Raw genomic sequence first — 26,634 nt, 5'->3', positions numbered from 1 at the left:
AGGACAGACGCGGGCGCACGGCCGGTTGCAGCGGCCCGGCCGTCCCGGCCTCCGTTCAGCGCGGGGGCTGCTCGGGCTGCCCTGCAGGCGATGCGAGCCGTAGTGGGTGCTCCTAGGCTGGTGGTGCTCGGGGCCGTCGCGGAGGTTGGCCATGCCCCGAACGATCTGGTCCGACGCGATCAGCTTTGGCCTGGTCACGGTGCCGATCCACGTCCAGTCCGCTACCCAGAACCACAGCATCCAGTTCCACCAGTACCACCTGGAGGACATGGGCCGGATCCGCACGCGCAAGGTGTGCGAGGTCGAGGACCGCGAGGTGTCGAACACGTAGATCGGCAAGGGCTACGAGCTGACCAAGACCCAGGTCATCCCGATCTCCGATCAGGAGCTGCGCGACCTGCCGCTGCCCACGGCGAAGGCCATCGAGATCGAAGCGTTCGTGCCGCTGGACTCCGTGGACCCGATCCGCATCGCGGAGGGCTACTACCTCGCCCCCGACGGTCAGGTCGCGGCGAAGCCCTACAAGCTGCTGCGGCAGGCCCTGGAGCGCTCGTCGAATGTGGCCGTCGCCAAGTACGCGTGGTCCGGGCGCGAGCGCCTGGGCCTGCTGCGGGTGCGGGACGACGTGATCGTCCTGCACGCTATGCGCTGGCCCGACGAGATCCGCGACCCCGCCGAGCTGCTCCCATCGCCGGTGGAGGTCTCCGAGGATGAGATCAAGGGGGCGCTCGCCCTGACGGAGACCATGGCCCGCGACGACCTCGAGGCGACGACTTCAAGGACACGTACACCGAAGCGATGGCGAAGATCATTGAGGCGAAGCGGGCGGAGAAGCCGCTGCCGGAGGTGCCCAAGGTGAAGGAGCCGGGCCAGGTTCTCGACCTGATGGCCGCCCTGACGGAGTCCGTGTCGAAGGCGAAGGCGAAGGCGAAGGCGAAGGCGAAGGCGGCGCGCGGCGAGGACGCCGACGTGCACGAGCTGCCGACGCCGAAGAGGACGGCCGCGAAGAAAAAGACCGCCGCGAAGCAGCCGACCAAGAAGACGGCGAAGAAGACGGCGCAGCGCAGGTCGAGGTCGGCCTGAGACAGGTCCGCCCCGCGTCGGCCGCCGACTACGGCGAGGTGGAGGCGGCACTGGTCCCAGACGTGTGCCTGCGACCGGCAGAGACCTCGCTCTCGGGTGAGTGGGAGATGCCGTAGTCGCGCTCGAAGCGGTTGCCCTCGGCCGCGGAGCCCGTCAGCCGGTGAAGCCAGAACCCGTACGCGAAGGATCGGCCGCGCTCGTCACCGGACTGCGCACCGCCATGGTTGCCGTCGTCGCCGCCCTCGGCGTCGGCATCGCCCTGCTCTACACCGCCCGCACCTACCGCCTCACCCGACGAGGCGCGGCGAGACCGGTGGTCTGGGGGCTGAGTTCCGGGCGCAGGGTGAGGTACTCGCCTCGTTCTGGTGGCAGAAAGGCAGAGGCGGTGTGTGCCACAGGTGCGGGCCTTCTCGTGTTTGCCAGTGCTGGCGCAGGCCAGCACTGCTTCTCTAAGGACCGGGCCTACTTCTCCTGCAGGTCACCGGCAGCATAGCGGGCGGCGAGTTCGTCCGACGTGTGTCAGGGGTGGTGTGTACTCGTCATGCCGGGCCTCCACTGAGGTAGGAACTCGAGCGCAATTGCCAGGTCAATGCCACCTATCACCGCTCCGATGAGTACGCCAGGCGAGCCGTAGAAATGGGAAGAAGGCCAGCGGCCAAGCCTGCGACCCCCAGGAGAGCCGCCGCGATGAACGCCGGAAGGTAGCCGGGCTCATGCAGCGGCCATGCCCATTTGGCAGGTATCCCGTAGTGAACGCCGAACGCTGCACAGGCAATCGGGAACATGGTGACCACGGCGGCCGCGACCCGCGGGTTGGTGAATGCGCGCAGGAGGAGAGCGAGTCCGAGGTAGCCAAGGAAGTTGCGGGCCATGCCGGCGGCGAGGAGATGGCCGGTCATTGACGAGATAAGCCAACCGCCGACCAGCGTCAGAGCCGTACAGGCCACCATGAACGCAGCATCCCATAGGCGTACCGGACGGACGGAGGTCACCTCGATGGAACTGCCTCCGCGGGACTGTCCGTGCAAGATGAGGCACACCGGGGCAAGTGGCAGTAGGAACGGCAGCGGGAACGCGAACGAAAGTCCGCCCACCACCACCGGTACGGGCACTTGGATCGAATCAGCCACGGCACCGAGTACCAGGCAAGCGGCGAGGCTGGCGCAGACTGCAGGTACTCGGCGGACGTGAAGCCACCAGTCCATGGATGAATCTCTCTGTCAATCGGCTTGTGGTGGCGGCGTCAGTAGCGCGTAGCGTCAAGAACGGGCTGGAGGTCGCATCGTGTCAGAGTTTTGGCGTTCTGCTGGAACCATGCCAACTGAGCTGTGCGGGGACGCTGAAGAACGCGGGTAGCAGCGTCGGCTTCCTCGGGTGCGTAACGCGATGCAACGACCTTGGGGTCCACGCCGGCGTTGACGGTAAGCCAGAAACTGAGCGGTCCAAATGCTCGGCTTCCGGGCCACTCGCCATACGTGGCGCATGTGGGGATATCTTCGGGCAGGGCGCTCATCGCGACAAGAGACCGCACGTCATTCGATGTCGGTGCAGGTGATCGCGGAGACAGCTCTGGAGTGGTGGTAACCCCTAGAGCAGCCAAGCGGGTGTGTGCGTCGGTGGCCCACTTGACGATGTCTCCGGCGACACCGTGTTGCTCGGGCCAAAGACAGACCTTTGGCTGCGTGCCGGAGCAGGTGCGCAGCGCGGCGGGCCGAGGTTCGGCCGCGGTGTATCCAAGAGGGTTGGCGATCCACGCTGAGATCGCGACGGCCAGGGTCAAAACGATGGGTCCCAAGATCCGCAGTTTCCACTGCCGAAGTGTCACCAGCCGGGCGGTGATGAGCATGGCGATAGAAACAAGCGCCGGGGCCAGGATGCTGCGGGGTGCTGCTACTTGGTCGAGCGCGCAGCACTCGGCGAGGTTCGTGCCATTCAGTTGCCGCACCCAGAAGACGTTCATTGCCGCCGGGTATGCCATCCACACGAAGCTGCCCACTATCGCTGCGGGAACGGCCAGTAGCCGAGGCAGACTGAGCCCGATGACGTACCCCACGGCCGTATGCGCCGCGATCACCAGCAGTTCCAGGCCCAATACCGCTGCGGAGGTCCAGTTCGGGCTGCCGGCGGCCTGCGGCAGGAGAAGACCCAGGGCCAGGGCCACCGCGAATACGCCCAGCACGAGGGTGGGCGTCAGGGCAGCCAGGGAAACGCTGCTGAAGGAACGGGCCGGGGCCCCTTGCAGAGCTCGGGACTGCCGGACACGCAGACCCTCCCACGCGCCACATGCGGCCACTGCCGGTGCCGTCCAGACCAGCAGAGCAGTGCTCTGCGCGGCAACCGACTCCCAGTACCCGCGTGTGACCATGGCGGTGACGTTGCCCTTGTAGGCAAGCAACCACAGGATCAGCACGATGCCGATGCGCGGGGCGATGGACACGCGTAAAACGACGCGCCAGGGCACTTACATCTCCTCCTTGACGAGGCCGGCGTAGGCGGCCTCGGCTCGGCGTTCCCGCGCGACCTGACGCGGCGCGAGGTCGAGGAAGGAGGCAGTCGACCCTTCGAAGAGGATGCGGCCCTGATCGAGGAGGATGACCAGGTCGTAGCTGTCAGCCAGATCCTCCGTCTGATGGGTGGACACCACGAAGTTCGACTGATCCCGGAGGTCGTCCAGGAGAGCGCGGAACACTCTGCGCTGTGTCGGGTCGAGGCCGGCGGTCGGTTCGTCCATGAGGACCATCCGCGCCGAGTGCACCAGCGTCTGGGCGATGCCGAGGCGCCGCAGCTGGCCTCCTGACAGCTGGGCGGCGGAGCGTTCGGCCAATTCGCCCAGCCCCACCCGTTTGATCGCTTCCAGGGAGCTGTCCCATGCCTCCCGCCGCGACAAGCCCTTCAGCCACCCGGCGTATGCAGCCTGCTCTCTGACTCGCAGCCCAGGAACGGGGGTCACCTGCTGTGGCAGCCAGCCGACTTGCCTGCGATAGCGCTTCAGATCGCCTCGTCTGCTCGTGTCGAGGTCGCCCAGCGTCACGCTGCCCGATCGGGGCCTGAGCGCGGATGCGAGAAGTGCCAGCAATGTGGACTTGCCCGCGCCGTTCGGCCCGAGGAGCACAACGCAGCCTGACGGTAACGTGAGGGTCAGGTCTTCGAGGACGAGATCCCGGCGCCGGTAGCCAAAGGAACAGCGCGAGACTTGGATGGTCATTCCGGCCTTCTGTCGACTTCCGTGAGAGGCGCGGCCCCCGGGGTGCCGGGGGCCGCCGGCGGTTCGAGGTCTGTCAGTAGCGGGTGACCACGCTGTTGACGCTGAGCCTGGTCGAGCCAATGTAGATGAAGTAGAACTGTCCGGCCCCCACCTCGCCCCAGGACGACGTGCCGCAAGAGTTCCTCTTCTGGCCGTGGCTCACGTCCGGAAGGAAGTCGCGAACATGATCAAGCTCAAGCGTAACGGAGCTTGGTCCTCCGAAGCTGCAGCCCGAGAAGCTCACAGTCGTGCTTGCGCCGTCGTTATGGCCGTCCGTCCAGCGGCGGGATTCGTCACCGCCTCGCCAGTTGGATATCGAGCTGCTCCAGCTTCCCTCAGCCGAAGCCGGAGGAGCCAGGGAAAAAGCCGCAGCTAAAGCAGCAGCCACGACTACCCCCGCCCGATTCACTCTCATGTCCATGCCATTCCAATCCGTGTTAGTGCGCCTTGGTCGTGTCTTGCTTCCCTCGGAACCGGGAGTCACGACGACCTGGAACGTACGTTCCGGACAGAGGTTCGGCAACTGAGCGGCATCAAGATCAGTCATGTCGGCTGTAGCGGTCGCCTTCTATGGAAATGTCCGAAATGTGATGCTACTCATTACCTGCTGATTGCACCTAGAGCTGTTGATCGGTCACGTAAGCGGACGGATGGTCGGCGAGGTGGCCGGAGTGACGTCCAATGCGCCCGCGAGTGGCGCTTGGGGTCGCCTTCGCGGCGACGTCAACTTGGGTTAAGTCACCTGAATCTGTCACGTGGGGGTGCCATGTCTAGGCGCGAGTGACGGGAAGAGATGCGCGCAATCTAACGTAAAGTCATCAGACGGTAAATTTGGGGACGAAGGTAATTTCTAGCCAGCGTGCGATCGTCAACGGAAGGGGGACCTGTTCCTAGCTGTAGCGGCGACAGTTTGGCCTCTGCAAGGGCATTCCAACGACGGCGGTGGAGTGAACATGTCCGATAGTGATCGCCAGTAACTCAACTGGCAGTACCTCCTGCACGTTTCAAGGTGATGCTCTGGACAAGCTCTCAAGCCGCGGATAACGGCCGACACGGCCTCGCGGGACCCGTGGCCACCGCTCCAGTTGAGGTCGCGCTAACTGTCCCTACAAAGCGGTTTGACGTGGCGGCGGGTGATCTGTAGACAGCGAGCTCAAGGAATACATCGTGAATGTCGTCGCGTCGTTCCCGGCGGATGCGCGGGCGACGGAAGTCGTGGAGCCGGGCGATCGCGCGCTTGAAGACGCGCCGTTGCCCGACATCTACCGGCCGGCAGCCCTCTTCTCTTGCGATCGCGCATGACGTTTCAGCGACCCGCGCTACTAGCGTCTCCTGCTGGCGCGCCCCTCTCAGCTCAACCCGCGGACGGTGGCCTGAGGCGGCCGCCCCCGCATCGCCGTGCGTCTCCGTCCATGTCGAGGCCGGCGCTCGATGATCTCTCGGACCGTATGTCCTGATGGCCGTGTCAAAGGGTTCAGCGGTCGTTGAGTACGCCCACTGGGAAGCTCCGTGGCTGCACACCCGGCGAATGTAGGGTTCCGGCGATCCCTGTCCGACGCTGCACCCCATCAGACGAGCGCGCCGAATCCAATCGGTATCCCTATTCCCAGTGGAGGCCCTCTCGGGCAGAGGGCCCTGCCCAGCAGACACGCGACAAGGCGAGGCGTGATCTTCAGACAAGCTTCCTGCTGGGGTCTGCCGTCGCATTCTTTGATTGCCCGGCTGACGCACCGCTGGGTCCGGTCACGTAACGTGACAATTAGGTCAGCTCTGCAAGTGTATGTGCCAGAGAGCCGTGCTCTAGGCGCGACTTAGGGGCGGCTACGGACCGCAAAGCAGTGTCACGCTGTGTCGAGCACGCAGACGCAGCCGACTTCGTTGCGCAGCGTTACCGGTAACTGGTAGATGGGAGCGGTTGTACAGCGATTGCTTCTGTGATGATTCCGGCGGTTCTGGGCTGCGTTGCGCAGATGACCAATAGAGACTGGTTGCACATTGCCACACTGCAGATCGCGAACTTAGGGTTTGCATAGCTCGCAGACCGCACATGGATGCGAAGTTCACGGCCGGCTTTCGCAAGCTCACGAAAGAGGAATGTGAATGAAGGTTAATTTACGCCGCCTCGTCGCACTCGTGGCAGCAGTACTAACTGCTGCCGTTACGACGGCAACACCAGCTTCGGCGGAGGGAAGCTGGGGTAGCCACATCAGTAATTGGCACGGTGGCGAAGAGTCTCGCCGCTGGACAGACAATCACAGAGACTCGACCAGCACGACAGTCGGTTTCGCCGGTTGCAACTTCGACGGCGCCACTGGGTCCGCCCTGGAACTGGATAGAGTTAGGGACTTCCTCCCTGACGTGAGCCACGGCTCGCGCACCAACAAGTGCAACACTGTATCCTGGGGACAAATTCAGACCGGCGGCCAGTTCTACTTCGTCTACACAAGTGGGCACTTGCTCACGGTCAACAGCGTCACCACACGCTACTGATCGAATGCGGGCTCCTGGCTCATGAGCCAGGAGCCCGCACGTTCACCAAACGGATGTAAGGTAGAAATACTCGCTGATTCTCGCGTCGTGATCGTTCAGTACACGCGTAAGACAACGGACCAGAAGTACGATGCCGGCCGGGGGCAGACAATCGGCGTCATCAACGCCTTCTGCCGCAACCAGCCGCACAACAAGTGTCCTGCTTGGATGAACCAGTGATCGACTCTGAAGACCGTGAGCAGCAGGCGGCGGTCAGTCGCCTGCTGCTGTACTACCTCAACAGCCCACTGGTCGAGGGGTGCCGGCTTCGCGGAGTGCTGCCCGCCCCCGGTGCCGTCCGGGTTGCCGTCCATGCCGGGGACGACGAGGACGGCGTCACCTTCTTGTACGAGATCCCTCACGATACCGTCGCCCCGTACTACATTCCGGGCCTCCTGCGCACGGTGCTGGCGGGCACTCAGCTCTACGGGACGAGCGACATCAGCGAAGCCATGGGAATGACGGTCATCCGCCTCCGCCCCGAGGAGATCATCCCGGACCCGGAAGGGGAGTACGGCCAGGCCCTCACCGTCGTCCGCGCCTTGTCCGACCCCGGCGACGAGGAGAACCCTTTTCTGCTCGGGTTTCTGATGCTGGGCCACAGCCTGTTGCGCCTGTACGTACAGCGCCCCGACCGCCCAGGCGTCATCGGTGCCGACGTTCGCCTGACCGACACGACCACCGCCCTGATCGCCTCACTTCCGAGTCTCATCGAGGAAGCGCAGCACCAGCGGCCGTCCGGGGACGACTCTCACTGCGATCTCCTCGTGGACTTGACCAACTGGTAGAGCATCCGGCCTGCCGCTCGAACTGCCTCGCGCCCGCCGCACCGTACCGGATGCCGCCGGGCACGAGGGTGGTTGCTGTCAGCGACAGTCCCTTCGTCCGGCACCCGCGCTTGGGGCGACGTCGCGCTCCGCGTGGGTCAGGCGGACGCGTTGTTGTCGCCCTCGCACCGTCGTCGCGCTTGGGAGCTGCGGCACGGCTCAGGCTCGTGCCCAGCGCGCCGGTTAGCGAGGGCGGCCTTGCCTCGGAGCTGGTGCGCTAGGTGGTGGAGCGGACGGTCATCCCGCCTGCGTCGGTCGTCCGACCGTCGTGTGCTTCGCCTACTGGTCGCTGCGCCACCTGTCCTTGCGGGGCATCGTCTGGCTCGGGCCGGGCCTGGCGTGGTCAGCAGCTGGCAGCGAGATGGTGCGAGCACTGTATTCGCCGACGGCGAGAGCGGTCCGATCTTCCAACTGGCCGCCGTCTTCATCCGCCCCGGTAGAACACGGCCGTGACCTTAGAGCTCCGCTGCCTGTTTCTGCGCCGTGAGTTGACGATCCTGACGTGTGGGGGTGTACGTGAGGTATGAGGACAGCGCCGTTACGGTGCTGCAGGTGGTGGCCGACCGTCAGGAGGCGGCCGGCTATGGCTGGGCCTTGGACGGGGAGCTTCGGCAGGTAAAGCAGCGTGTGTTCAATCTTGCTGCGCGGGGCCTGGTGGAGCTGGCCGGCCGGGAGGACCGTGCGGAATTGTCGGCGTGGGAGGGCCGCGCTGTGCGGTGGGCGGCGCGCCTGACGCCGTGCGGTCACGACCTCCTCCTCTTCAGCCGCCTACGCCCTCAGCCCGCCTCGGACGGACCAGGGCCAGGGTTGAGGCGGGTGGAGCTGATCCCGTCGCAGGTGAACGCGCTGCGTCTGTTCGTCGCCCTCGCCAGCCAGCTGCGGGTGCCCCCAGCCGCCGGACTTGCGGAACGAGTCCGCGGGGCCCGGCGCGAGTCAGGCACGAACCGGCACGTGCTGTACCTGTCGCAGGAACAGATGGAGTCGGTGGCATACGGGTTCTGGCTGCACAAGGCGTCCGGCTCCGCACTGGAGGCCAACCGCTTCGCCCGCGACTACAACCTCGCCCACCACCCGGCTCCCACCACGGGGCCCGCGGCTTCGACGCGCGCCAGCGCCGGCCTGACAGGCTCTGGGTAACCCCTGCCCAGAGCACGCCCCAGCCATATGGCAGCCGAAGATCAGCACGCATTGTGGGCGTGAGGCTGTTACTCACTTTCGGGTGACGGCCGCGACGCCTCTGCGGTCCCGGGTGGGGACCGACCGTCGCGTGGGCCAACTCCTGCAACGGGTCCCGGGCTGCGTGCCGTCAACCTCGTGCACCGCCAACATAAATTGACGATACAAGCGAGAGTCACAGAAATGCGGGCAAGAAGTAACGCAGTGCCTGTTTCTCTCCCAGCTCGCCGCCGGAGAGGACAGAGTCTGCGGTGCGCGGCCAGTCCGGCCGCCGCCCGCACACCGCACCGACATCCCCCGACGGCCCTGAACGCCGGCAGGGGAGGGTGCCCGCACCATCTGGGGGACTTCTTGTCCGCTTCTGCTTCCGTCACCACCCGCCGTCTGGCCGCCGCCGCCCTCGCCGCCGGCGCCCTCGTCTCGGTGGCGGCGCTGCCGGCTTCCGCGGCCGACCACCGTCCGGCCCGCGAGCGGGTGGAGATTTCCGCCGTCCAGGCCGACTCCCCGGGACGCGACGACCGCTCCAACCGCTCGCTGAACAAGGAGTGGGTGGAGCTCACCAACACCACCCGCCAGAGCGTCAACCTCGACGGCTGGACCCTGAGCGACGACTCCGGCCACCGCTACACCTTCGACGACTATCGCCTGGCCGGCCGCGCCACCGTCCGCATCCACACCGGTGTCGGCCGTGACACCCGCACCGACCTCTACCAGGACCGCCGCGCCTACGTGTGGAACAACGACCACGACACCGCCACCCTGCGCAACGACCACGGCCGCTTCGTCGACGACGCTTCCTGGGGCCACCGCCGCGGCGGCCGCCACTGACACGGTCGCCCTCTCGCAGGGCCACGCCACGGGGTGATCGCCCCGTGGCGTGACCATGTCGGCGGCGCGCGACCCGGTGGTGCGGTCGCGCGCCGCTTCAGTGCTTCGCCTTACAGGTCCCGTGCGGGTCGGTGTTTTCCGTGATTCTCGCGAGGGTTGTTTCCGTGGGGTGGGTCCGGGGACGCGGTGGGCGGAGGTCGCGTCGCGTGCGGGTTCGGCAGTGAGCCGGCATTCCATTCGTCCGCCCGCTTTGCCGTCCCGCTCCGAACGGGGGCGGCAGAGCTGTGTCGGCTTTCAGGCGGATCGAGCACTTGCCAGGGCCTCGTCCAGAGCGGCGCGAATGTCGCCGGGCAGTTGTTCGCCCTGGGCCCAGTCCAGGATCAGTTCCGCGATATGCCTCAGTTTGACGTTGGTGCGCTGTGATACCTCGCGCAGGACTTCGAAGCCCTGATCGGGGCGCACCCTTCCGTGGGTGACCACCACACCGATCGCCTGGTCGACCACGGCGTGGGAGACGACGGCCTCGTGGAGCTGCCCGATCTCCCTCTGAAGCTCGCTGATCTTGTGCAGGAGCGGTTCCCGTCCCGGGAGAACATGCCCGTCGAACCGCGTCGGAGTGCCGTTTCGAGGGGTGTCCATGAAGATCACATCCCAGATCGCGGGGTCTCCATGCCCCGCTCGCTGATGCCAGTCCACATCGCCGTGGCGACACTTCGACTATTACCCCAGGACAACGGTTTCGTGCATCCTCTTCCTCGGCGAGCAGCGCCCGGAGACGGGGTACTCACCTCCACACACCAGGCGCTTTGCCTGCTCGCCTCGCTGTGTCCGCGGACACCACGGCCGGGTTCGCCGAAGTCTCCGCCATCGCTGTGGCCTGCAACGGCCCGAGCAGAGCACCGCCGTGGCCCTCGTAGGGGGCAGTGGATCCCCACACTCCCCGCAGAACCGAACCGTTCCCCGGCCGCCACATCCCTGATCATCCGGGTATACGCAGGTCGCGGCCAGGGATCAAAACGCCTCCCCACGTTCGGCGGCTTCCCTGTGCCGGGGTCCGCTGGTGTTCGTAGGCTGGTGGTGCTCGGGGCCGGCGGTGGTGGAGGTGTGCGGTGCCCCGAACGATTTGGTCCGGCGCGATCAGCTTCGGCCTGGTCACGGTGCCGATCAACGTGGTCAGCGCGACCGAGGACCACAGCATCCACTTCCACCAGTACCACCTCGAAGACATGGGCCGCATCCGCACCCGCAAGGTCTGCGAGATCGAGGACCGCGAGGTTTCCCAGGCGGAGATCGGCAAGGGCTACGAACTGACCAAGACGCAGGTCATCCCGATCACGGATGAGGAACTGCGCGACCTGCCGCTGCCCACGGCCAAGGCGATCGAGATCGAGGCCTTCGTGCCGCTGGAGTCGGTGGACCCGATCCGCGTCGCCGAGGGCTACTACCTGCAGCCCGCCGGGCAGGTCGCGGCCAAGCCCTACAAGCTGCTGCGCCAGGCCCTGGAGCGCTCGTCGAAGGTCGCGGTCGCCAAGTACGCCTGGTCGGGCCGCGAACGCCTCGGCCTGCTCAGGGTCCGGGAGGACGCGATCGTTTTGCACGCGATGCGCTGGCCGGACGAGATCCGCGACCCCGCCGAGCTGCTCCCGCCGCCGGTGGAGGTGTCCGAGGGCGAGATCGAGGGCGCGCTGGCGCTGATGGAGTCCATGACCCGCGAGGACCTGGAAGGCGAGGAGTTCCGCGACTTCTACACCGATGCGGTGGCGAAGATCATCGAGTCCAAGCGGGAGGACAGGCCGCTGCCCGAGGTGCCGGAGCCTAAGGAGCAGGGCCAGGTGCTGGACCTGATGGCCGCACTGCAGGAATCGGTGCGCAAGGCGCAGGCCTCCCGCGGTGAAACCGAGGAGCCGGACGCCGACGTGCACGAGATGGAGCCGAAGAAGAAGACGGCCGCCAAGAAGAGCACGACGAAGACGCCGGCCAAGAAGACCGCAGCCACGGGCCAGGCGAAGAAGACGAGCGCCGCCAAGAAGACGGCGAAGAAGACGGCGGCGCGCAGACCGCGCAGCGCGTGACGCCTCCGTACGGCGCCGCTGGGAGGAACATGGAGGCAGGGCTCCCGTTCCGTGTTTCCCCCGAGCCGGGACGGGAGCCCGCCCGCCCGGGTGGTAGTTGTCCGTTCCCGGTGAAGGTGAGCGCTTCCCGCGCTATCTGATCGGCGAAGTGATCGGGTCCCGGTTGTTCTGATCAGCGGGACCCGGTCGGCGTCTCAGCCGGTCGGTGCGCCGACGTAGGTGTGGGTGCGGGTGTACGCGGTGAAGCCCAAGGACTCGTACAGCCGCTTGGGGATGGGGTATGCGGCGTCGCCGCGTGAGTAGACGATGGCACGGTGGCCACCGGCGTCGGCGAAAGCGTGCAGCACCGCGATGCAGGCGGCTCGGGCGAGGCCCAGGCGACGGTGTTCGGGGTGGGTGCCGACGGGTTCGAACTCGCCGATTCCATTGGTCGGGTCGTACCAGCCTTGGCAGTAGGCGACGACTTCCCCGGTGGGCGAGGTCACGATGAGGTCGTGTTCGGGCCGGTAGGGCCAGGTGTCCCTGATGCGGGCGTGTCGTTCGGTGGTGATTCGGGTCGATCCGAAGGCGGCGCGGTGTGCTGCCGCCCGGCCTGCCACGTCGGCATGGTCGCGCTGGGGGTGGATCGAGTAGCCGTCCGGCAGGTGCGGGATGTCCGGCAGCTCCGTGAGGGGGCGGCCAAGGCACGCCATGAACGGGCCGTCGTCGCTCCGTGTGTAGCCGCGCTGCTCCAGTGCCTTGATCAGGTGTGGTTCGGTCTCGGCGACGTCCATGCTCAGCGCGCCTGACGCCTTGTGCTCGGCCCAGGCGAGGACGTCGTGAGCCAGTTCCGGGTGCTCCGGGTCGACCAGGAGCATCAAGGTGTCGGGCAGTTCTAACCAACCCCAGGCCAGCGTCTGTTCGTCCTGGGTCCAGACGGCTGTCGGGCACTGGTCGGCGCGGTCGAGGGCCAGGCACCAGTTCCATGTGAGGTCGCCGATGTGGTGGTAGCCGGTTGTCGGAAAGGTGCGTGTGGCCAGGCTCTGCATGGCGCGCAGTGCTGCGGGTCCGGCGTGCTCATGTCGTTGCATGGCGCCATGCTGTCGAACCGGTTTTTGATCAAGCAACGGAGTATCGGTGCTCTGGCCCGTGGGCTGCGGGGACGATCGTCCGGCTGAAGCCCTGCAGAGTTTTTCGCCGCGTAGGCGACCGCCCCTCCACGACCACCACCCCCTTCACCCGCAAGCCCCGGCCGGCGAGAACGCCGCCCGGGGCCGCCGTTCACCGCCAACCACCGTGACCTGCCGGTCGCCGCGTTGCCCTGATCGTGGACGACTACGCGCACCTCGACCTCGACGAGATCGACTTCGCCCCCGTCGAGCACGACACGAAGCGGCTGCCCCTGCTGACGCTGGACGAGGCCCATGACCTGCTCAGAGTGCTGCGCACGGTGGCGCTGGAGGGCGGGACGGCCGCCTGGCACGCGGACCGCCTGGCACGCGAAATCGGTGCCCGCCTCCCCTCGGCAGACTGATCGCCCCCTTCCCGGCCGGCCGCCGGAGGCAGGTCAGGGGCGGGTGCTGAGGTGGCGCACGTGTGGACCCCACTGGTCCAGGACCGGCGTTGCGCACCACTGGCACAGCGGCATGCCGCCGTGCCCGTACTTGTGGGTTTTTCGCTGGCAGGCGGCGCAGGGGCCGACCTGGCTGCCCAGGCAGGTCAGCGCGGACGGGTCGGGGTCCGTGAGCGGCGGTGGGGGAGCGGGGTGCATCGAGGGTGTCCTTCCGACGGCGTGCAACGGGGGTTGGGGGTGGGGCCGTCGGATAAGTCGATGACGTTCAGGCGGGTGTCGGGCCGGCAGTGCGTGCAGGCGCGCAATCCGTCGGCCAGCAGGCGGCGGGCTTCGGCCTGGTCGACGGCGCGGCGGCGCTTGCCGGCCGCGTAGCAGTCGCCGGCGTGGATCTGCACGGGTAGGCGGCCTGCGCCGATGCCGAGCTCGACCGTCCACTCTGGCGGCCGCGGCCGCCGCTCCCGGCCCTGCACGATGTCCGCCTGCCTTCGCTGCACGGCTTCAATCTTCGCGTCGATGCGGGTCAGCCACATGGCGTGCCACACCCGCAGTGTGTGCAGGCGCTCCAGATCCGGCGGCAAGTCATCGAACACGCTTCCGATTCTATGCCCAAGATCGGCATTGCGCCCTCACGTGTTCGATTTTATGTTCGATATCGTAAGTGTGGGAGGTGACCGTCGTGACCGCACGGAGGCCAGCAACTCAGAGCACGATGATGCACGTGCGCTGCCGGGACCGACTGCCGGAGGAGACCTACCGGCAGGTCCTGGAACAGATGAAGGAGCTGACCTCCGTCGTGCAGGCCCTGCCGCCGACCGCCGCCCTGGCGGAGCTGAAAGGCGCCCTGCGCTACCACGACGCACGATGCCCGCCAGTTGGGGGAGGTGCTGCGGGTGCGCACCCTGTCCCGCCTCGGCGTCGACCTCCGGATCGGCATCGGCCCGTCCATCACAGTCGCCGCCACCGCCTCCAGCCACATCCACGCGCCCGGTGGCGTCCTCGCCGTCGTCCCCGACCAGGTCACCGACTGGCTGGGCCCGCTCCCGGTCGACGCCCTGCACGGCATCGGCCCCCGCCAAGCCGCAGCGCTGCACGACTACGGCATCCATACCATCGGCCTGCTCGCCGCCGTCCCCGTTGAGACGGTGCAGCGCCTGCTGGGCGGGCGCCGGCCGCACCGTCGCCGACCGCGCCTGCGGCATCGACCCACGCCCCGTCACCGCCCGCACCCTGCCAGCCGCCGCCACTGTGCGCTGCTCCTTCCCCCGGCACGTCCTGGACGGCGCCGACGTCCGCAGCGCCCTGCTCGACCTGGTTGTACGACTCGGACACCTGCTGCGCCGGCGCGGTCAGGCCGCCCGCGGCCTGACGCTAAAGGTTGTCCCGCAATGATCGACTGACTTGGCATGGTCAGCATCGAGGATGCCCACCTTGGGTGGGCCTAACCGGCAAGTGCGAGGTTGTACAGGCGGGCGATGCCAAGCATCGCGTGATGAACGCCGTCGCCTTTCAATCGGCAGTCGCGGAGGATCTTCCAGCTCTTCATGCGGGCGAACGTGTGCTCGACACGGGCACGGACCCTGCGGTGTGAACGGTTGTGCTCCTCTTTCCAGGCCAGGAGTTCGGCCTGGCCTGGTTGACGGCGGTGCGGGATCACCAGGCCAGTTCCGCGGTAGCCGCCGTCAGCGATCACCGTGGTGTTGCCGACGGCAGCCTTCGCTCCGGACAGCTCCCATGCCGTGCAATCGTTGCGGTTGCCGGGCAGAGGCCGGCCGACTGTGACGACGAGCCGTGTATCGGCGTCGATGACGACTTGGTGGTTGGTGGAATACCGGTAGTTTTTCGACTGCTCGGCCACCGTGTGGTCGCGTGTGGGGACCAGGGTGCCGTCCACGATGAGCACGGTGTCCTTGCGGAACCGTCGGCGCGGCCGTAGAGCGAGAAGTGGCGCGAGGTGGTTGATGATCCGGGCGGCCGCAGACTTCGAGATTCCGAACAGCAAGGCGAGTTGGCGCAGCGTCAAGTTTGTGCGCCAGTACGCTGCTACCAGCAGGACGCGGTCCGGCAGGTGCAGGCTCCAGGGCCGACCCCGGCGGATCATGTCCGCCCCCTCGTGGCGCAGGGCGGTCACCAGTTTGCCGAAGCAGCGCGGGCTCAGCCCGGTGAACGGGCCTATCCAGGACGGCTGTGACGCCGTGATCAAACCAGCCACAACGCGATCATGGCATCACATCGGCCGGGGACAGATGCTCTCCTTCTTCTCCAGGTCAAAAAGGTGGTTCGCTGCTGCAGTCGCCCGCCCACAGGTCCTCGTTTTGCTCGTCGGGCAGCGAACGCGTCTCTTGTCTCCAGGACTTGAGGCCACGGCCGGCGCTGAAGCGATACGAACGATTGCCGCTGGAGGCCAGCACATCACGGACCAGCGGTGTGAGAAGGGCACGCTGCCCAATGAGCTCCGGGGCGTCCAGGAGCGGAACAGCCGCAGCAAGGGCTGCTTCCTGAACAGCAAGGTCCGGAGCGTGGAGGAAAGCAGAGACGGCCTGAAAGAGGTCGGGACGCAGGGCCCGGATCTGGACGGACTCCGGATGCTCGTCCAGGCAAAGCCCCACGCGCGCCATGTGGGTCTCTGCCTCACTGTCGACCTCGGTGGCCACCGACTTGACCCAGTCCAGCAAGGCGGCGCGCAACGGAAGGACCCGGCCGTCGCGGTCGGCCACCAGGGTGCCCGTGCGCGGGTCCCTGAGGATCTTCGCCACATATACCGCCGCATGCACGGTCGCTGAGTAGATCGTGTTCTGGTGATGCACCGGATCGTCGAGGTGACGCAGAGCCCTGGCCTGCGTGCCGACGTCATCCGCCAGCAGGCCGGCCAGCAGAGCAGGCGTTCCTGCGGCCGTCCCACAGGCATGTTCGAGCGAAGCCCAGTCGGTCCCCGCCAGTAGATCCCGCGGGTCTGGCAGCAGACCGTCAACGTCCGTGATCGTCACGCATCGAGTATGGCTGTTGCTCCCACGACTGCCCCAGCCACCTCATGCACATAGCGGGACAGCCTTTAGCGGCCCTCAGAGAATCAACATGCTGATTTGATCTCCGTGGGGCTGCTGTTTGCGAGGAACGCGGTGACGTCAGCAGGTGTCCGGAATCTGGCTGTCGAGGGTGGAATGGTGTAGCCGTGCTCGGCGAGGAGGGGCTGGACTTGGTGCACGGCCCTGGTGAGGGTGCTGCCGTTGACTCCGTAGAGCTGGGCGATCAGGTCTCGGGTGCCAAGTTTGCGCAGGTAGAGCACGGTGGCCAGCACTCTGTCGGCGGTGGTCAGCCTGTCTTTGGCCCCCGCGCCGCGAGCACGGATGCGTTCACCTCCTCTCTGTTGGAGTCGTCCTTGCTCACGTAACTCGTCCAGCTTCTGAGCCAGTTGGTTTACGAGTTCGTCCAGCGCTGGTTCGGGCATGCCGGTCAGCTCCGGGTTGCGCAGACATCCCTTGCAGGGCCGCGGGGACGGGCATCCGGCTGACCGCGGCTTCCTGGATGCGATGGTGGTGTCGCGAGGTTGAGGGTGGAGGGTGTAATTCCAGTCGCCGTGGAAGCGGTGCCGGTGCAAGGGCAGAGCGTCGATATCGCTGTCGGTGACCTTGATGCCGGTGTCGTAGGTGCCCGGGTCGAGTTCGGCGTGGACTCTCAGTCCGGTGCGGGTGGTGGTCGCCGCGATGCTGTTCACGATGACGTCGTGGCTGGTCAGCGGGCGGCCTCGCCAGTTCATGCTGATGTGGGAGAACAGGCGGTGCTCGATCTTGTTCCACTTCGAGGTGCCCGGCGGCATGTGGCAGACCGTGATGTCCAGGCCCGTCTCGACGGCAAGGGCTGAGAGCTCGGTCTTCCATGCGCGGGTGCGGTATCCGTTGGACCCGCCGGCGTCTGCTGTGATCAGCAAACGGGTGGCGGCAGGGTAGTCGTGCCGACCGCGGGCCTGCCACCAACGGTGGATGGAGGCGACAGCGAACGCAGCGGTGTCGTGATCGGTGCCGACATTGACCCATCCGGTGTTCGCGGCGATGTCGTAGATCCCGTACGGGATCGCCTTGCCCGGTCCCTGCCGGTCCAGGAAATCGTGCGTCTTGACCAGCGCCGGCTCACCGGCAGGCCGCCATTGGTGGCCCGCGTTCTTGTAGTCGCCGACCAGTTCCTTCTTCTTGCTGTCCACGCTGATCACCGGCTGTCCGGCGTCAATGTGCTGCCTGGCCCGCTCGTTGATGTAGCGGAACTGGGCGTCCCGGTCCGGGTGCTGCTTGCCCTCGATGGTCTTGGCACCAGCCTGCAGGCTGAAGCCCTCCTCACGCAGCAGGTCCCCGACCGTGTCCGCACTCACCCTGTGCCCCAGGCGGGAGAGCTCGGCTGCGAGATTCCTGGTGGACTTCACCGTCCAACGCAGCGGCGACATCGGATCGCCCCGCTCATCGGGTTCCACCAGTGCCAGCAACGCAAGCCGCAGCCCCGGATCAAGGTCCACGGCCTTCTTGCGGCCACCACCGGGCCTGCGTACCCGGCCCAGAGGCTCGTCGCCAGCCTCCAACTCGTCCACGCCCTTGCGGACCGTCGTCTCACTGACCTCGGCCGCCCGTGCGACCGCCCGGATACCACCATGCCCCAGGATCCGGGCCTCGGCCCCCATGAGCAGCCGCCGCTGCCGCTCGTCGAGATGCGGAAACAACACCCTGAACTTTACAGCGAGTTGACTACGGACCTCATCGGAGACGCTCATATCACAACAACGAGCCACATCACGGGAAGCAACACCTTGATTCTCTGCGAGCCCTTAGCCACCCAGTCGAAACGGTGTTCCATCTGTGCTGGATGGCGGGTTAAGGTCGCGTTCCGCGAGGATCTTGTACGGAGGTGGCCGGGATGGAAAACACCGCGCCCTCACGCCGAGGCCGCCCCTCGGGCCCTCAGACCGCCGAAGGGGAACTTACGAGCCGCCAGGCGGCGATCGTTCGCTACATCACGGAGACGGTCCGCCGGCAGGGCTACCCCCCGTCGATGCGGGAGATCGGCCAGGCCGTGAAGCTCGCCAGCACGTCCTCGGTGGCCCATCAGCTGATGGCCCTCGAGCGCAAAGGAATCCTCTACCGCGACCCGCACCGTCCCCGGGCCTACCGGGTGAGGCCGTCGTGGGCACCCGAGTTGGGGGACCGTAGCGAGGCACCTGTCGACGTGCCGCTCGTGGGCCGGATCGCCGCGGGCGCACCCCTGCTCGCCCAAGAGATGGTCGAGGACGTCTACGCCATGCCCCGCCAGATCGTCGGCGGCGGCGACCTCTTCGCCCTGACGTTGTCCGGCGACTCCATGATTGACGCGGCGATCTGCGACGGCGACATCGTCACCGTCAAGCGGCAGGACAGCGCCGACCACGGAGACATCGTCGCTTCTAGCGGGGTCAACCGTCGTGCAGCGTGATCCGATGAGGATTAGTGCAGCTCAGCAGCAGTGTGGAGGACGCTACCGCGTGCAACAGGTGTGGCGCTATCACTCGATCGGGTAAGGGACGCACCGTCTCATAGGGCCCCGCATCCCAGGTCGAATACCAGTGCGCATTGCCTGCGGCGCGAGATACCGTTTAACGCCGTTGCGTATACCGGCGGGGGCGTGATGCAAGTCCGCCTTCCATGACGTGGATCTCGACGGAAGAGAGTGTAGGTCTGGGCGGTTTGCGCCTGTTTTCCTGCGTTCGGCCCGTACTTGCTCGTCAGGTTCTTGCGGCTGTGGGCCTTGACGCGCTGGCGCCGTAGGGCGGGTAGCAGGTTGACCAGGACCGTCCGGCCGATCGGTCCGAGCAGGGGGTTGGCGGGTTCGGCGGCGTGTATGCCGGTGGCAGTGGCGACATGGTCGGCGGCCGCCTGCATCAGGACGGCGAAGCTGTTCGGCATGCGTTCCCATGAGCGCGGCAGTCGGGGTCGGATGGGCTCACAGGGAACCGGCAGGCTGGGGTCAACTGTCCGCGGGCAGGTGTGCGTCCGCCGAGCCCGGTGCCGATGATCGTGACGGGGCGCATCGTGCCTCCTTCGGGAGCAGGGAAGGCATGGACGGACCACACGATCCCCGCGTCGTAGCCGCCCCGACGGGGGCTGTTCAGCCTCCGGGATCCGCTCATAGACTTTCCGCATGGACTTGGGGGAGGCCTCGGCATCGGGGCACGTCGACGACGATGAATGGTCCCAACTGCGTGCCACGGCCGTCGCCATCCTGTCGGAGCTGAAACTGAGGGAGCTGTCGCCTCAGCGCTGGTCCAGTGCCGCAGGGGTGCTGGGCCGCCTGGCGGACGCGACGGCGGCCGCCGACCCGGCGGCCATGACCGCCGTGATCGACGATCTCCGCCTGCTGACCGTCATACGCGTCAAGCACGTCGACAAGCAGCCCGCACCGCGGGAGGTCCAGGAGCGGCTGGATGTGTTGATCGCCTCGCTGAACGCGCGCGGGCGCGGGCCGCGGGCCGCCGCGGGCCCTCCCGGTGGCGGCTGAACACGAGCTCGTCATCCATCGGTTCGCGCCCGCCCAGGGCGAGTTGGCTGACGAGTCGTACGCGGGTCTGCGGGCGCTGTGGGGCAGATGCGCGGAGGTTCTCGGACACTCGGCGAGTGTCACTGCGGACATCGCGCACACTCTGCCCGCCACGGTCTCCGCCTTGGGCACCGAGCCCGTGCTCGCACTTGCGCAGAACGAGGCCGGCAGCGGGCAGTCGGTGCTCCGCCGGCACGGCGACGCGCTGTGCCTGTCGGTCGCGCTGTCCGGTGCACCGGACTGGGCTCCGTTGCTGGCCTGGTGGGAGAGCGTCGCGGGCGGCACCGATGAGGTGCTCGGCGAAGTCCGGGTTTTGCTCGCCCAGACTGCTGACGTTCCGACCGAGCGTGAGGCGCGGCAGGCTGCCGGAAGCGACACCGCGACCCTCGCGGGCCGGTTCGCGGTCGCGGAGCGGGCCGACGGGAACGGCCGGGCCCGGGTTCGGAGTGTGGTGGTGCTGGCCCGGCGCAGGGACGCCGACCAGCTGAGCAGCTGGGCCTGGTCCGACGATGGACACCTGCCGCCGCTGGCCGTCCACCTGCTCCACTGCGCGAAGCTGCGGCACCACCTCCGGGTCTGGGACGAGGGCCATGCGTCCGGCGCCGTGCGTGCCCACCTGGACGGCGTCACCGGTGAACTACTCGACCGCTTCACGGCCCTGCAGGGCGGCGGCGAGGTCGTCACCACGGAACAGCTCACCCGGCTGCTCGCCGACGAGGCCCGGGCGATCATCCATGCCACCCGGCTCCTTGACCTCCGCCGCGCGGTGGACGCCACCCGCGTCAACCTGGCCGCCGCGGCCCGCATCGCGCAACTCACCGGCGGCCCGTCCGACGAGTCGCCGACCGCCACCTGGCTGGCCGAGCGGCTGGGCGACGAACTGGCCTACCTGGAGACGGCCCTCCAGCGGGCACGTGAGCTGCGCGGCCTGGTCGACACGGTGGCGCAGCGGGTCGCGCACGACGCGCAGGAGGACCACCGCCGCCGCCAGGAGCACGTCAACATCCTGCAGCTCGCGGTGGTGGGGGCGGTCGCGACGGCGCTCGCAGCGATCCAGGCACTGTCGTACCAGGTTCCGCTGCCCGGACCGGCCAAGCCGGCCCTGGTGGCACTGCTCGGCACCCTGGCCCTGGCCCTGGCCCTGGCGGTCGGCGCGGTGGCTGGCCGCGGTACGCGCCTCAGCCGGCTGTTGCCGGTCGCCTCCGGCGCGGTAGCAGCGGCGGCGGCCTGGCTGGTGTCGAGTCTGCTGACGGGCTCCACCCCAGCGCCGGCCGTCATCGCGGCCGGGGTGGCGTTCCTGGCCGCCACCGGCATCCACATCTGGCGAAGGCGATAGGGGCAGCGATGCCGGACCCGGTCCACGAGCTTGCCGAGACACTCCTTCGCTTCGTCTTCGCCCCGGACTGGCAGCGCTCACGGGAGATCCTCGAACGTCACCCCGAGCTGCTGGGGCCCGAGGCGGACGCCTCCCTCGCCGACACGGACGCGTCTGACGAGCAGGTGGCGACGGCGATCCGTCAGCACCTGGCTCTGCTCGAACGCTGCCGTCGGCTGGGCCTGGTCAACGCCTTCTCCGAGCTGGCGACCGAGGACGAGCTGGACGCACTGGTCCCGCCCGCGGTACGGGGTCGGTGGGACCAGGCAGTGGCCCTGAACCGGGAGTACCAGCGGACCCAGAGGGCGGATCTGCTGCACAAGGAGATACGCGCCTGGTCCAAGGTCATGGCCGGCCGGCATTTCCGCAGGGCCACCACCGGCTTCCGGCTCGGGGTGTGCGCGCTGGCCGGACGGGCGCGCGTCCGGCGGTTCCTGGCCTACAGGAAGCAGCGCGACTTCGGATACGCGCTCGACCTGCTCGGAGAGGCGGTGTCGGATCTGCCCGAGGGCAGCGCCATCCGGGCCGAGGCGCTCCTCCACCGGGGCCACACCTACATCACGGCCGCACAGGTGTACGGGGACCCGCAGGTCCTGCACTGGGCGGCCATGGACGCCTGGAAGTTGGTGCGCACGAATCCCGGCGACCCTGAGCTGGCCTGCGACGCCCGGATGCTTCTCGGCGTGGCCGCATTGCTGCTGCGTCGCTCGTGCGGGAACGGGTTCTGGCTCCGCCGGGCTGAGTCCGAGCTCCGGACTCACCACCCGGCACTCCCGGCGGAGGCAGCAGCCGCCCAAGCCGACCTGCTGCGGGAGGTGATGCTGGAAATGGCGGTGGTCGAGCAGGATCCCGAGCCGATCACAGCCGTCGCCGACCCCCCGCCGTCGAGCGGCACCGCGGCGGCCGAGCCCGGCGCCCAGGACAGCCCGACGCTCCGCTGGTTGCAGGTCGCGTTTCTCGCCAGAGGCTTCGAACGGACCGGGGACACCGCCGACCTCGATCGCGCGCTGGCTCTGGCGGACCGTATCGCCGACACCTCGGCCCCGGCGAAAGCCATGGCCCTGGCCTGGCTCGGAGGCGCGCAGTACGCACGGTGGGAGGGTCGCCAGGAGTACCTGCACCGGGCCGCGGACGCTCTGCGTGGTGCCCTGTCAGCCGGAGGGCTCGACGCGGCCGGGCTGGTCTCCGCGTATTACACGCTCGGTGCCGTGCTCGAGCATCAGTACCACCACCAGGGCGAACGACGACTGATCGCCGAGGCGATCGCCATGCACCGCAAGGCCGTGGCCGCGGACGACGGCGCCGAGTCCCGGATGCTGGCTGTGAACGTCGCCAACGCCCTGCGCGCCGCCTGCACGGCCACCGGGGCACCGGACCTGCTCGACGAGGCGGAGGCGGTGATCGACCCACGGCTGCTGACCGGGCCGGACCGCAGCCCCCACGCGCTGAGCTCCCTGGGCCGCATCCGGCTGCGCCGGTTCCTGGACACCGGTGATCGCGCCGCCCTCGATTCGGCGGTGGAACTGCTTCGGGACTCGGTCGAGTCGGCCGCGGGGGACACCGGCGCCCTGCGTATCCGGTTGACCGCGTTGGGCGATGCCCTGCACCGGCGGTACCTCCTGTCGGAGGACCGAGAGGACCTGGTCGCGTCGCTGACGGAGACCGAGCGCTTCACCGAACTCGCTGTCCCAGCCGGCCCCGACGGGGCGGAGCGGCTCCGGGAGCTGGTCGAGTTGGCCTCAGCGATCCGCCGCGATCCGGGCGGCCACGGGCCCGAGCAACTCGCCCGGTATTGCTGGCTGCGGTACCTGTCGTTCTCGCGCTTCTTCGACCAAGAGCACGACCTACAGCTGACCCTGGTCCACCTGGAACGGGCTCTGGCCGCCGGGGCCGACCCGGCGCCGTGGCAAGAGCAAATATTGGCTCTCCTCGACGCACTCACCGAGCTCTACAACTGGTTGCTGTTGACGGATGGTCCGGCCCTCGCCCGCCGGTTCGTGGACACCGTCCGGGCGGTGCTGCGGATCGCCGCCGACCACCCGCTCCGCGGCGAGCTGCGGAGCCTCCTGGTCGCGGCGCTGAGTCGGCAGTACCTGCTGGAGGGGAGCCTGCCGGCGCTGGAGGAGGCGTACTCCACCGCACGCGACCTCCGTGACCGCACGGCCCCTGGCACCGAGGCGCACACCCAGACCCTGGACGACCTCGCCCATCTGGGAGAGTTTCTCTACCACCTCGACGGTGACCCCGACGTTCTGGAGGAAGCCGTACGGTGCGGCACGGCGGCGGTGGCCGACACCTCCGGGGACGACGTCCGCCTCCCCGTCCGACTCGTTCACCTGGCGAACGCACTGAGCTCACGCTGCTGGCGCACCGGCGCGAGCGCCGACATGGACACCGCGATCGGTCACACCACGCGGGCGGTCGCCCTGCTTGAGGGCCATCCGAGTCTCCCCGCTGCCGTCGCCGACCTCGCTTGCCACCATCAGGACCGCTTCGAGCAGACGGCCGATCGGGCCGACCTGCAGACCGCCATCGACTTGGGGCGCCGAGCGATGGCCCTGGACCCGGGCGCCCCTGTCGTCCTGAGCAACCTGTCCTTTGCCCTCGAAGCGCGCTACGAGACGACGGGCGATCTGGCCAGCCTCGACGAGGCGGTGGCCGTCGCCGAGGAGGCGACCGCGGCAGCCGGCTCGGCCCACCGGGTACGGGGACGCTGCTGGTCCGCGCTCTCCGTCGCCTACCGCATGCGCCACCTCAGCGGGGCCCGGCAGGACGTCGCCGATCTGGAGCGGTCGGTGTCGGCCGCCCGTGAGGCCCTCCGCGACACGACGCCGACCCACAGCAACTACAGCTCCTGGCAGCTGATGCTCGCTCTGGCGTTGCGCGTGGAGTTCGAACGGACCGGGGACGCCGAGGTGTTCACCGAGGCCTGCGAGGCGGCGCGTCGAGCAGCCGAGGCGCCCCGGGCGCTGCCGGCGGACCGTGCTCGGGGATGGTCCAATCTCGCCCGCATCCACCTCACCCGATTCATGCGCTCCACCGAGGACGTCGATCTGGCTGCCGCCGAGGACGCCGCCCGGCAGGCGATCCGGCTCGTGGAGCCAGGCAGCCACCTGCTGGCCCGGCTCCGGCTCGACCTCGCTTCCGCTCTGGGCGGCCGGCTCCAGGCACTCGGGGCCGACCTCGCACGGTCGGACGCCGAGGCGATCGCGACGGAGGCCCTTGAACTGTTCGGTGCTGTCAGCACCGCCGAATCGGGCCTCGTCGACCTGCGCGTCCGGGCCGGCCTGGCCGCCTCGCAGGTGGCTGCACAGCGAGAGCGCTGGGCCGAGGCCGTCATGCACTTCGACACCACCGTCGCCCTGCTTCCCCTGCTGGCGGATCGGGCGCTGACCCGCGAGGGCCGCCAGCGGCTGCTGCTGGAGATCGGCGGGCCGGCCGCCGACGCCGCAGCCGCCGCGCTGCAGGACAACGACCCGGCCAAGGCGTTCGAACTGCTGGAACGCGGGCGCGGCGTGCTGCTGGCTCAGGCCCTCGACGACCGTGCCGATCTCGGGGCGGTCCGCGCGAAGCTGCCGGACGTGGCGGCCGAACTCGAGGAGTTGCTGCACGTCCTCAACGCCGCACCGGACGGCGGACTCGACTCCGGCCGGCTCGACTCCGGTCGGCTGGGCGAGGCCCGGCACCGGGCCGCGCTCCGCTGGCGCGACCTGGTGGCCCGGATCCAGCGGGAAGAGGGCCTGGAAGACTTCCACCGGGCGCCCACCGCCGAACGGCTCGCCCCGGCCGCGGAGAGCGCCCCGATCGTCGCGATCAACCTGAGCGCGATCCGCAGCGACGCCCTCGTGCTCACCGGCGACGGCCAGGTCGCCGTCGTATCGTTGGCGCCGACCACGGCGGCGGAGGCCCTCGACCGGTTCCGGTCCTTTCAGTCCGCCCTCGGTCCCGAGGCGGACGATCCCGTGCTCGCCAACCGCACGCTGACCGATCTGCTGCGGTGGGCCGGAACGGCGGTCATGGGACCGGTGCTCCAACACCTGCGCCACCGCGCCGCACCGGGAGAGGGCCGGCCCTGGCCCCATGTCCAGTGGATGCCGGTCGGAGTGCTTGCCTTCCTGCCCCTGCACGCCGCAGTCCTGCCGGAAGGCGACCACGTGATTGACCGGGTCGTCTCGTCGTACACCGCGACCGTGCGGACCTTCCAGCGGGCGCTGAGCCGACGCACCGGCCCCGAGCGGCTGGCCAGAACACTCATCACAGCCGAGGCGGCGGCCGAACTGCCCAAGGCCGCCGAGGAGGCCGCGATGGTGCGGCGCCGGCTGTCCGCGGCCGAGCCGCCGCTGATCGGCGCAGCGGCCGGGCTGGCCGAGGTACGGACGGCACTCGCCACGGCCGGCTGGGCGCACTTCGCGTGCCACGGCGTCACCGACGTCGACCACCCTGACCGCAGCGCGCTGAAGCTCCACGACGGCGACCTGACCGTCGCGGAGGTCGGCGGCCTCGACATCGACGCGCACCTCGCCTACCTGTCGGCGTGCTCGACCGCGCAGGGCAGCAGCCGACTGATGGACGAGGCACTGCATCTCGCGACGGCGTTCCAGCTGGCCGGGTTCCGCCACGTGGTCGGCACCCTGTGGCCGGTGTCGGACGAGGCGGCCTACGCGTTCGCGGACCACGCCTACACGGCGCTGGCCGAGCACCCTTTCGAGGTCGCCCAGGCCGTGCACACGGCGACCCGGCGACTCCGGGCCTCGTTCCGCGCGCCGCTCCTGTGGGCGTCCCACATCCACCTCGGCCCGGCGAGCGACACCACCTGACCGCCCCCCGGTCAGTGAAGCGTGGATAAGCAAGGGGTCTTACGGGTGCCCTGCTCTCCGCGCTGGTTGAGGGTCCGGGTCAGCTCACGGTTGGCTTCCCGGGCCGCTGCCAGATCGGCCTGGCTCTCTTCCAGGGCTTCGGTCAACTCGACGTTGCGCTGCTCGAGCCGCAGGATCGTTCGCTGAAGCTCCTCGATGTCGGTGGGAGCGCCAAGCCCCGACTCGCGCCATGCCTGTTCGCCCAGTTCCTGGGACAAGCGCTCCTCCAACTGCTGAATTCGTGCAGACAGGCGGAGGGTGCGGGCTTGGGCGTTCGCGAGGTCGGCCTGGAGGGAGACCCTGCTCACCGCGGAGGCACCTGATGCGGGTCTCGCCCCGCGGGCTCGAGTTCGGCAGCGTGCACCAGGGCGAGCAGATCCCGGTGCCGGTACAGGAAGGTCCGGTCTACCCTGGCCTGACGGGCGATGCCCGAGACCGTGATGCGGCTCCCGTTACCTTCTTCGTGGCCCCGCAACGGGGCTCCCGGCCTCCGATCCCGGCATGACTTGGGTCCCCAGTCGGCCATGATCGAAAAGGTGGTGT

Annotated in this window: 22 protein-coding genes and 4 pseudogenes; 13 read left to right on the top strand and 13 right to left on the bottom strand. The window is 68.3% G+C overall.

Features of this window, described 5'->3' with window-relative positions; genetic code table 11:
• Positions 1-151: 151 nt before the first annotated feature.
• A pseudogene (ku, locus tag ACZ7DE_RS39585) lies at positions 152-1,083 on the top strand (non-homologous end joining protein Ku).
• 28 nt (positions 1,084-1,111) lie between these two features.
• On the opposite strand, the gene ACZ7DE_RS39580 reads toward ku (ACZ7DE_RS39585), so the two are convergent.
• The 4 genes from ACZ7DE_RS39580 to ACZ7DE_RS39565 form a co-directional block, all read right to left on the bottom strand.
• Positions 1,112-1,525, bottom strand: coding sequence for a DUF6417 family protein (locus ACZ7DE_RS39580; protein WP_470769265.1), 414 nt, complete (start codon positions 1,523-1,525; stop codon positions 1,112-1,114).
• A 157-nt stretch (positions 1,526-1,682) separates the two neighbouring features.
• Entirely contained in the window at positions 1,683-2,213 is a 531-nt protein-coding gene (locus tag ACZ7DE_RS39575) for a hypothetical protein (protein WP_470769263.1), read from the bottom strand.
• Positions 2,214-2,326: 113 nt separating this feature from the next.
• On the bottom strand, positions 2,327-3,544 hold the full coding sequence (locus tag ACZ7DE_RS39570; RefSeq protein WP_470769261.1) for a DUF7224 domain-containing protein: 1,218 nt from the start codon (positions 3,542-3,544) through the stop codon (positions 2,327-2,329).
• Entirely contained in the window at positions 3,545-4,288 is a 744-nt protein-coding gene (locus ACZ7DE_RS39565; protein WP_470769259.1) for an ATP-binding cassette domain-containing protein, read from the bottom strand.
• A gap of 1,206 nt (positions 4,289-5,494) precedes the next feature.
• Between ACZ7DE_RS39565 and ACZ7DE_RS39560 the strand changes: the two genes are divergently transcribed.
• From ACZ7DE_RS39560 to ACZ7DE_RS39545, 4 genes are all read left to right on the top strand, one after another.
• Entirely contained in the window at positions 5,495-5,629 is a 135-nt protein-coding gene (locus tag ACZ7DE_RS39560; RefSeq protein ID WP_470769257.1) for a hypothetical protein, read from the top strand.
• A gap of 1,403 nt (positions 5,630-7,032) precedes the next feature.
• The gene (locus ACZ7DE_RS39555) at positions 7,033-7,644 is read left to right on the top strand and encodes a hypothetical protein (RefSeq protein WP_470769256.1); all 612 of its coding nucleotides are present in this window, start codon (positions 7,033-7,035) and stop codon (positions 7,642-7,644) included.
• Between the two features lie 543 nt (positions 7,645-8,187).
• Positions 8,188-8,820 (top strand): DUF6417 family protein, encoded by a 633-nt coding sequence (locus tag ACZ7DE_RS39550; RefSeq protein ID WP_470769255.1) that lies wholly within the window; start codon positions 8,188-8,190, stop codon positions 8,818-8,820.
• A gap of 390 nt (positions 8,821-9,210) precedes the next feature.
• Complete coding sequence (locus ACZ7DE_RS39545) at positions 9,211-9,687, top strand: lamin tail domain-containing protein (RefSeq protein ID WP_470769253.1); 477 nt, start codon at positions 9,211-9,213, stop codon at positions 9,685-9,687.
• 294 nt (positions 9,688-9,981) lie between these two features.
• Here ACZ7DE_RS39545 and ACZ7DE_RS39540 read toward each other — a convergent pair whose 3' ends face one another.
• Positions 9,982-10,326, bottom strand: a complete 345-nt coding sequence (locus tag ACZ7DE_RS39540; protein WP_470769296.1) for an ANTAR domain-containing protein — start codon at positions 10,324-10,326, stop codon at positions 9,982-9,984.
• Positions 10,327-10,796: 470 nt separating this feature from the next.
• On the opposite strand from ACZ7DE_RS39540, the gene ku (ACZ7DE_RS39535) reads away from it, so the two are divergent.
• Complete coding sequence (gene ku, locus ACZ7DE_RS39535; RefSeq protein ID WP_470769251.1) at positions 10,797-11,759, top strand: non-homologous end joining protein Ku; 963 nt, start codon at positions 10,797-10,799, stop codon at positions 11,757-11,759.
• A 194-nt stretch (positions 11,760-11,953) separates the two neighbouring features.
• Here the strand turns inward: ku (ACZ7DE_RS39535) and ACZ7DE_RS39530 are convergent, their stop codons facing one another.
• Positions 11,954-12,829: a GNAT family N-acetyltransferase gene (locus ACZ7DE_RS39530; RefSeq protein WP_470769249.1), complete on the bottom strand. Its 876-nt coding sequence runs from the start codon at positions 12,827-12,829 to the stop codon at positions 11,954-11,956.
• Positions 12,830-13,065: 236 nt separating this feature from the next.
• Here ACZ7DE_RS39530 and ACZ7DE_RS39525 point away from each other — a divergent pair, with 236 nt between their 5' ends.
• On the top strand, positions 13,066-13,272 hold the full coding sequence (locus ACZ7DE_RS39525) for a DUF6417 family protein (protein WP_470769247.1): 207 nt from the start codon (positions 13,066-13,068) through the stop codon (positions 13,270-13,272).
• Positions 13,273-13,457: 185 nt separating this feature from the next.
• On the opposite strand, the gene ACZ7DE_RS39520 is transcribed toward ACZ7DE_RS39525, so the two are convergent.
• A complete protein-coding gene (locus ACZ7DE_RS39520; protein WP_470769245.1) occupies positions 13,458-13,901 on the bottom strand; it encodes a DUF6233 domain-containing protein in 444 nt (147 codons plus the stop codon).
• Positions 13,902-14,192: 291 nt separating this feature from the next.
• Between ACZ7DE_RS39520 and ACZ7DE_RS39515 the strand changes: the two are divergent.
• A pseudogene (locus ACZ7DE_RS39515) lies at positions 14,193-14,372 on the top strand (hypothetical protein); the annotation flags it as partial.
• Positions 14,373-14,445: 73 nt separating this feature from the next.
• Positions 14,446-14,700, top strand: coding sequence for a DinB/UmuC family translesion DNA polymerase (locus ACZ7DE_RS39510; RefSeq protein ID WP_470769297.1), 255 nt, complete (start codon positions 14,446-14,448; stop codon positions 14,698-14,700).
• Between the two features lie 49 nt (positions 14,701-14,749).
• Here the strand turns inward: ACZ7DE_RS39510 and ACZ7DE_RS39505 are convergent, their stop codons facing one another.
• The 3 genes from ACZ7DE_RS39505 to ACZ7DE_RS39495 all read right to left on the bottom strand — a co-directional run bounded on the left by ACZ7DE_RS39505 (position 14,750) and on the right by ACZ7DE_RS39495 (position 18,064).
• On the bottom strand, positions 14,750-15,520 hold the full coding sequence (locus ACZ7DE_RS39505; RefSeq protein WP_470769243.1) for a transposase: 771 nt from the start codon (positions 15,518-15,520) through the stop codon (positions 14,750-14,752).
• A gap of 55 nt (positions 15,521-15,575) precedes the next feature.
• The gene (locus tag ACZ7DE_RS39500; RefSeq protein WP_470769242.1) at positions 15,576-16,295 is read right to left on the bottom strand and encodes a hypothetical protein; all 720 of its coding nucleotides are present in this window, start codon (positions 16,293-16,295) and stop codon (positions 15,576-15,578) included.
• 83 nt (positions 16,296-16,378) lie between these two features.
• Entirely contained in the window at positions 16,379-18,064 is a 1,686-nt protein-coding gene (locus ACZ7DE_RS39495; RefSeq protein WP_470769240.1) for an ISAzo13 family transposase, read from the bottom strand.
• Positions 18,065-18,207: 143 nt separating this feature from the next.
• Here ACZ7DE_RS39495 and lexA point away from each other — a divergent pair.
• Positions 18,208-18,732: pseudogene (gene lexA / locus ACZ7DE_RS39490) on the top strand (transcriptional repressor LexA); the annotation flags it as partial.
• Between the two features lie 125 nt (positions 18,733-18,857).
• Here lexA and ACZ7DE_RS39485 read toward each other — a convergent pair.
• The gene (locus ACZ7DE_RS39485; protein WP_470769239.1) at positions 18,858-19,229 is read right to left on the bottom strand and encodes a hypothetical protein; all 372 of its coding nucleotides are present in this window, start codon (positions 19,227-19,229) and stop codon (positions 18,858-18,860) included.
• Positions 19,230-19,464: 235 nt separating this feature from the next.
• Here ACZ7DE_RS39485 and ACZ7DE_RS39480 point away from each other — a divergent pair, with 235 nt between their 5' ends.
• Genes ACZ7DE_RS39480 through ACZ7DE_RS39470 form a run of 3 tightly spaced genes read left to right on the top strand, consistent with a single transcriptional unit; the run spans position 19,465 to position 26,052 of the window.
• Complete coding sequence (locus ACZ7DE_RS39480; protein ID WP_470769238.1) at positions 19,465-19,821, top strand: CATRA system-associated protein; 357 nt, start codon at positions 19,465-19,467, stop codon at positions 19,819-19,821.
• Complete coding sequence (locus ACZ7DE_RS39475; protein ID WP_470769236.1) at positions 19,811-21,196, top strand: CATRA conflict system CASPASE/TPR repeat-associated protein; 1,386 nt, start codon at positions 19,811-19,813, stop codon at positions 21,194-21,196. The genes ACZ7DE_RS39480 and ACZ7DE_RS39475 overlap by 11 nt, the downstream gene beginning before the upstream one ends.
• Positions 21,197-21,204: 8 nt before the next feature.
• Positions 21,205-26,052 carry a CHAT domain-containing protein gene (locus ACZ7DE_RS39470; RefSeq protein ID WP_470769234.1) on the top strand — a complete coding sequence of 1,616 codons (4,848 nt, stop codon included), beginning with the start codon at positions 21,205-21,207 and terminating at the stop codon, positions 26,050-26,052.
• An 11-nt stretch (positions 26,053-26,063) separates the two neighbouring features.
• On the opposite strand, the gene ACZ7DE_RS39465 is transcribed toward ACZ7DE_RS39470, so the two are convergent.
• Positions 26,064-26,399 (bottom strand): hypothetical protein, encoded by a 336-nt coding sequence (locus ACZ7DE_RS39465; protein WP_470769232.1) that lies wholly within the window; start codon positions 26,397-26,399, stop codon positions 26,064-26,066.
• Positions 26,396-26,634: pseudogene (locus ACZ7DE_RS39460) on the bottom strand (hypothetical protein); the annotation flags it as partial. The pseudogene ACZ7DE_RS39460 and the gene ACZ7DE_RS39465, both read right to left, overlap by 4 nt.

The organism is Streptomyces sp. NPDC037083 (assembly GCF_055606485.1).
This window is presented reverse-complemented; position numbering and strand designations above follow the sequence as displayed.

Bases quoted from the DNA above. Each gene is read 5' to 3' on its own strand.
- ACZ7DE_RS39470 (WP_470769234.1), top strand. From the start codon at position 21,205: ATGCCGGACCCGGTCCACGAGCTTGCCGAGACACTCCTTCGCTTCGTC.
- ACZ7DE_RS39530 (WP_470769249.1), bottom strand. From the start codon at position 12,829: ATGCAACGACATGAGCACGCCGGACCCGCAGCACTGCGCGCCATGCAG.
- ACZ7DE_RS39480 (WP_470769238.1), top strand. From the start codon at position 19,465: ATGGACTTGGGGGAGGCCTCGGCATCGGGGCACGTCGACGACGATGAA.
- ACZ7DE_RS39565 (WP_470769259.1), bottom strand. From the start codon at position 4,288: ATGACCATCCAAGTCTCGCGCTGTTCCTTTGGCTACCGGCGCCGGGAT.
- ACZ7DE_RS39495 (WP_470769240.1), bottom strand. From the start codon at position 18,064: ATGAGCGTCTCCGATGAGGTCCGTAGTCAACTCGCTGTAAAGTTCAGG.
- ACZ7DE_RS39540 (WP_470769296.1), bottom strand. From the start codon at position 10,326: ATGGACACCCCTCGAAACGGCACTCCGACGCGGTTCGACGGGCATGTT.
- ACZ7DE_RS39485 (WP_470769239.1), bottom strand. From the start codon at position 19,229: ATGCCGAACAGCTTCGCCGTCCTGATGCAGGCGGCCGCCGACCATGTC.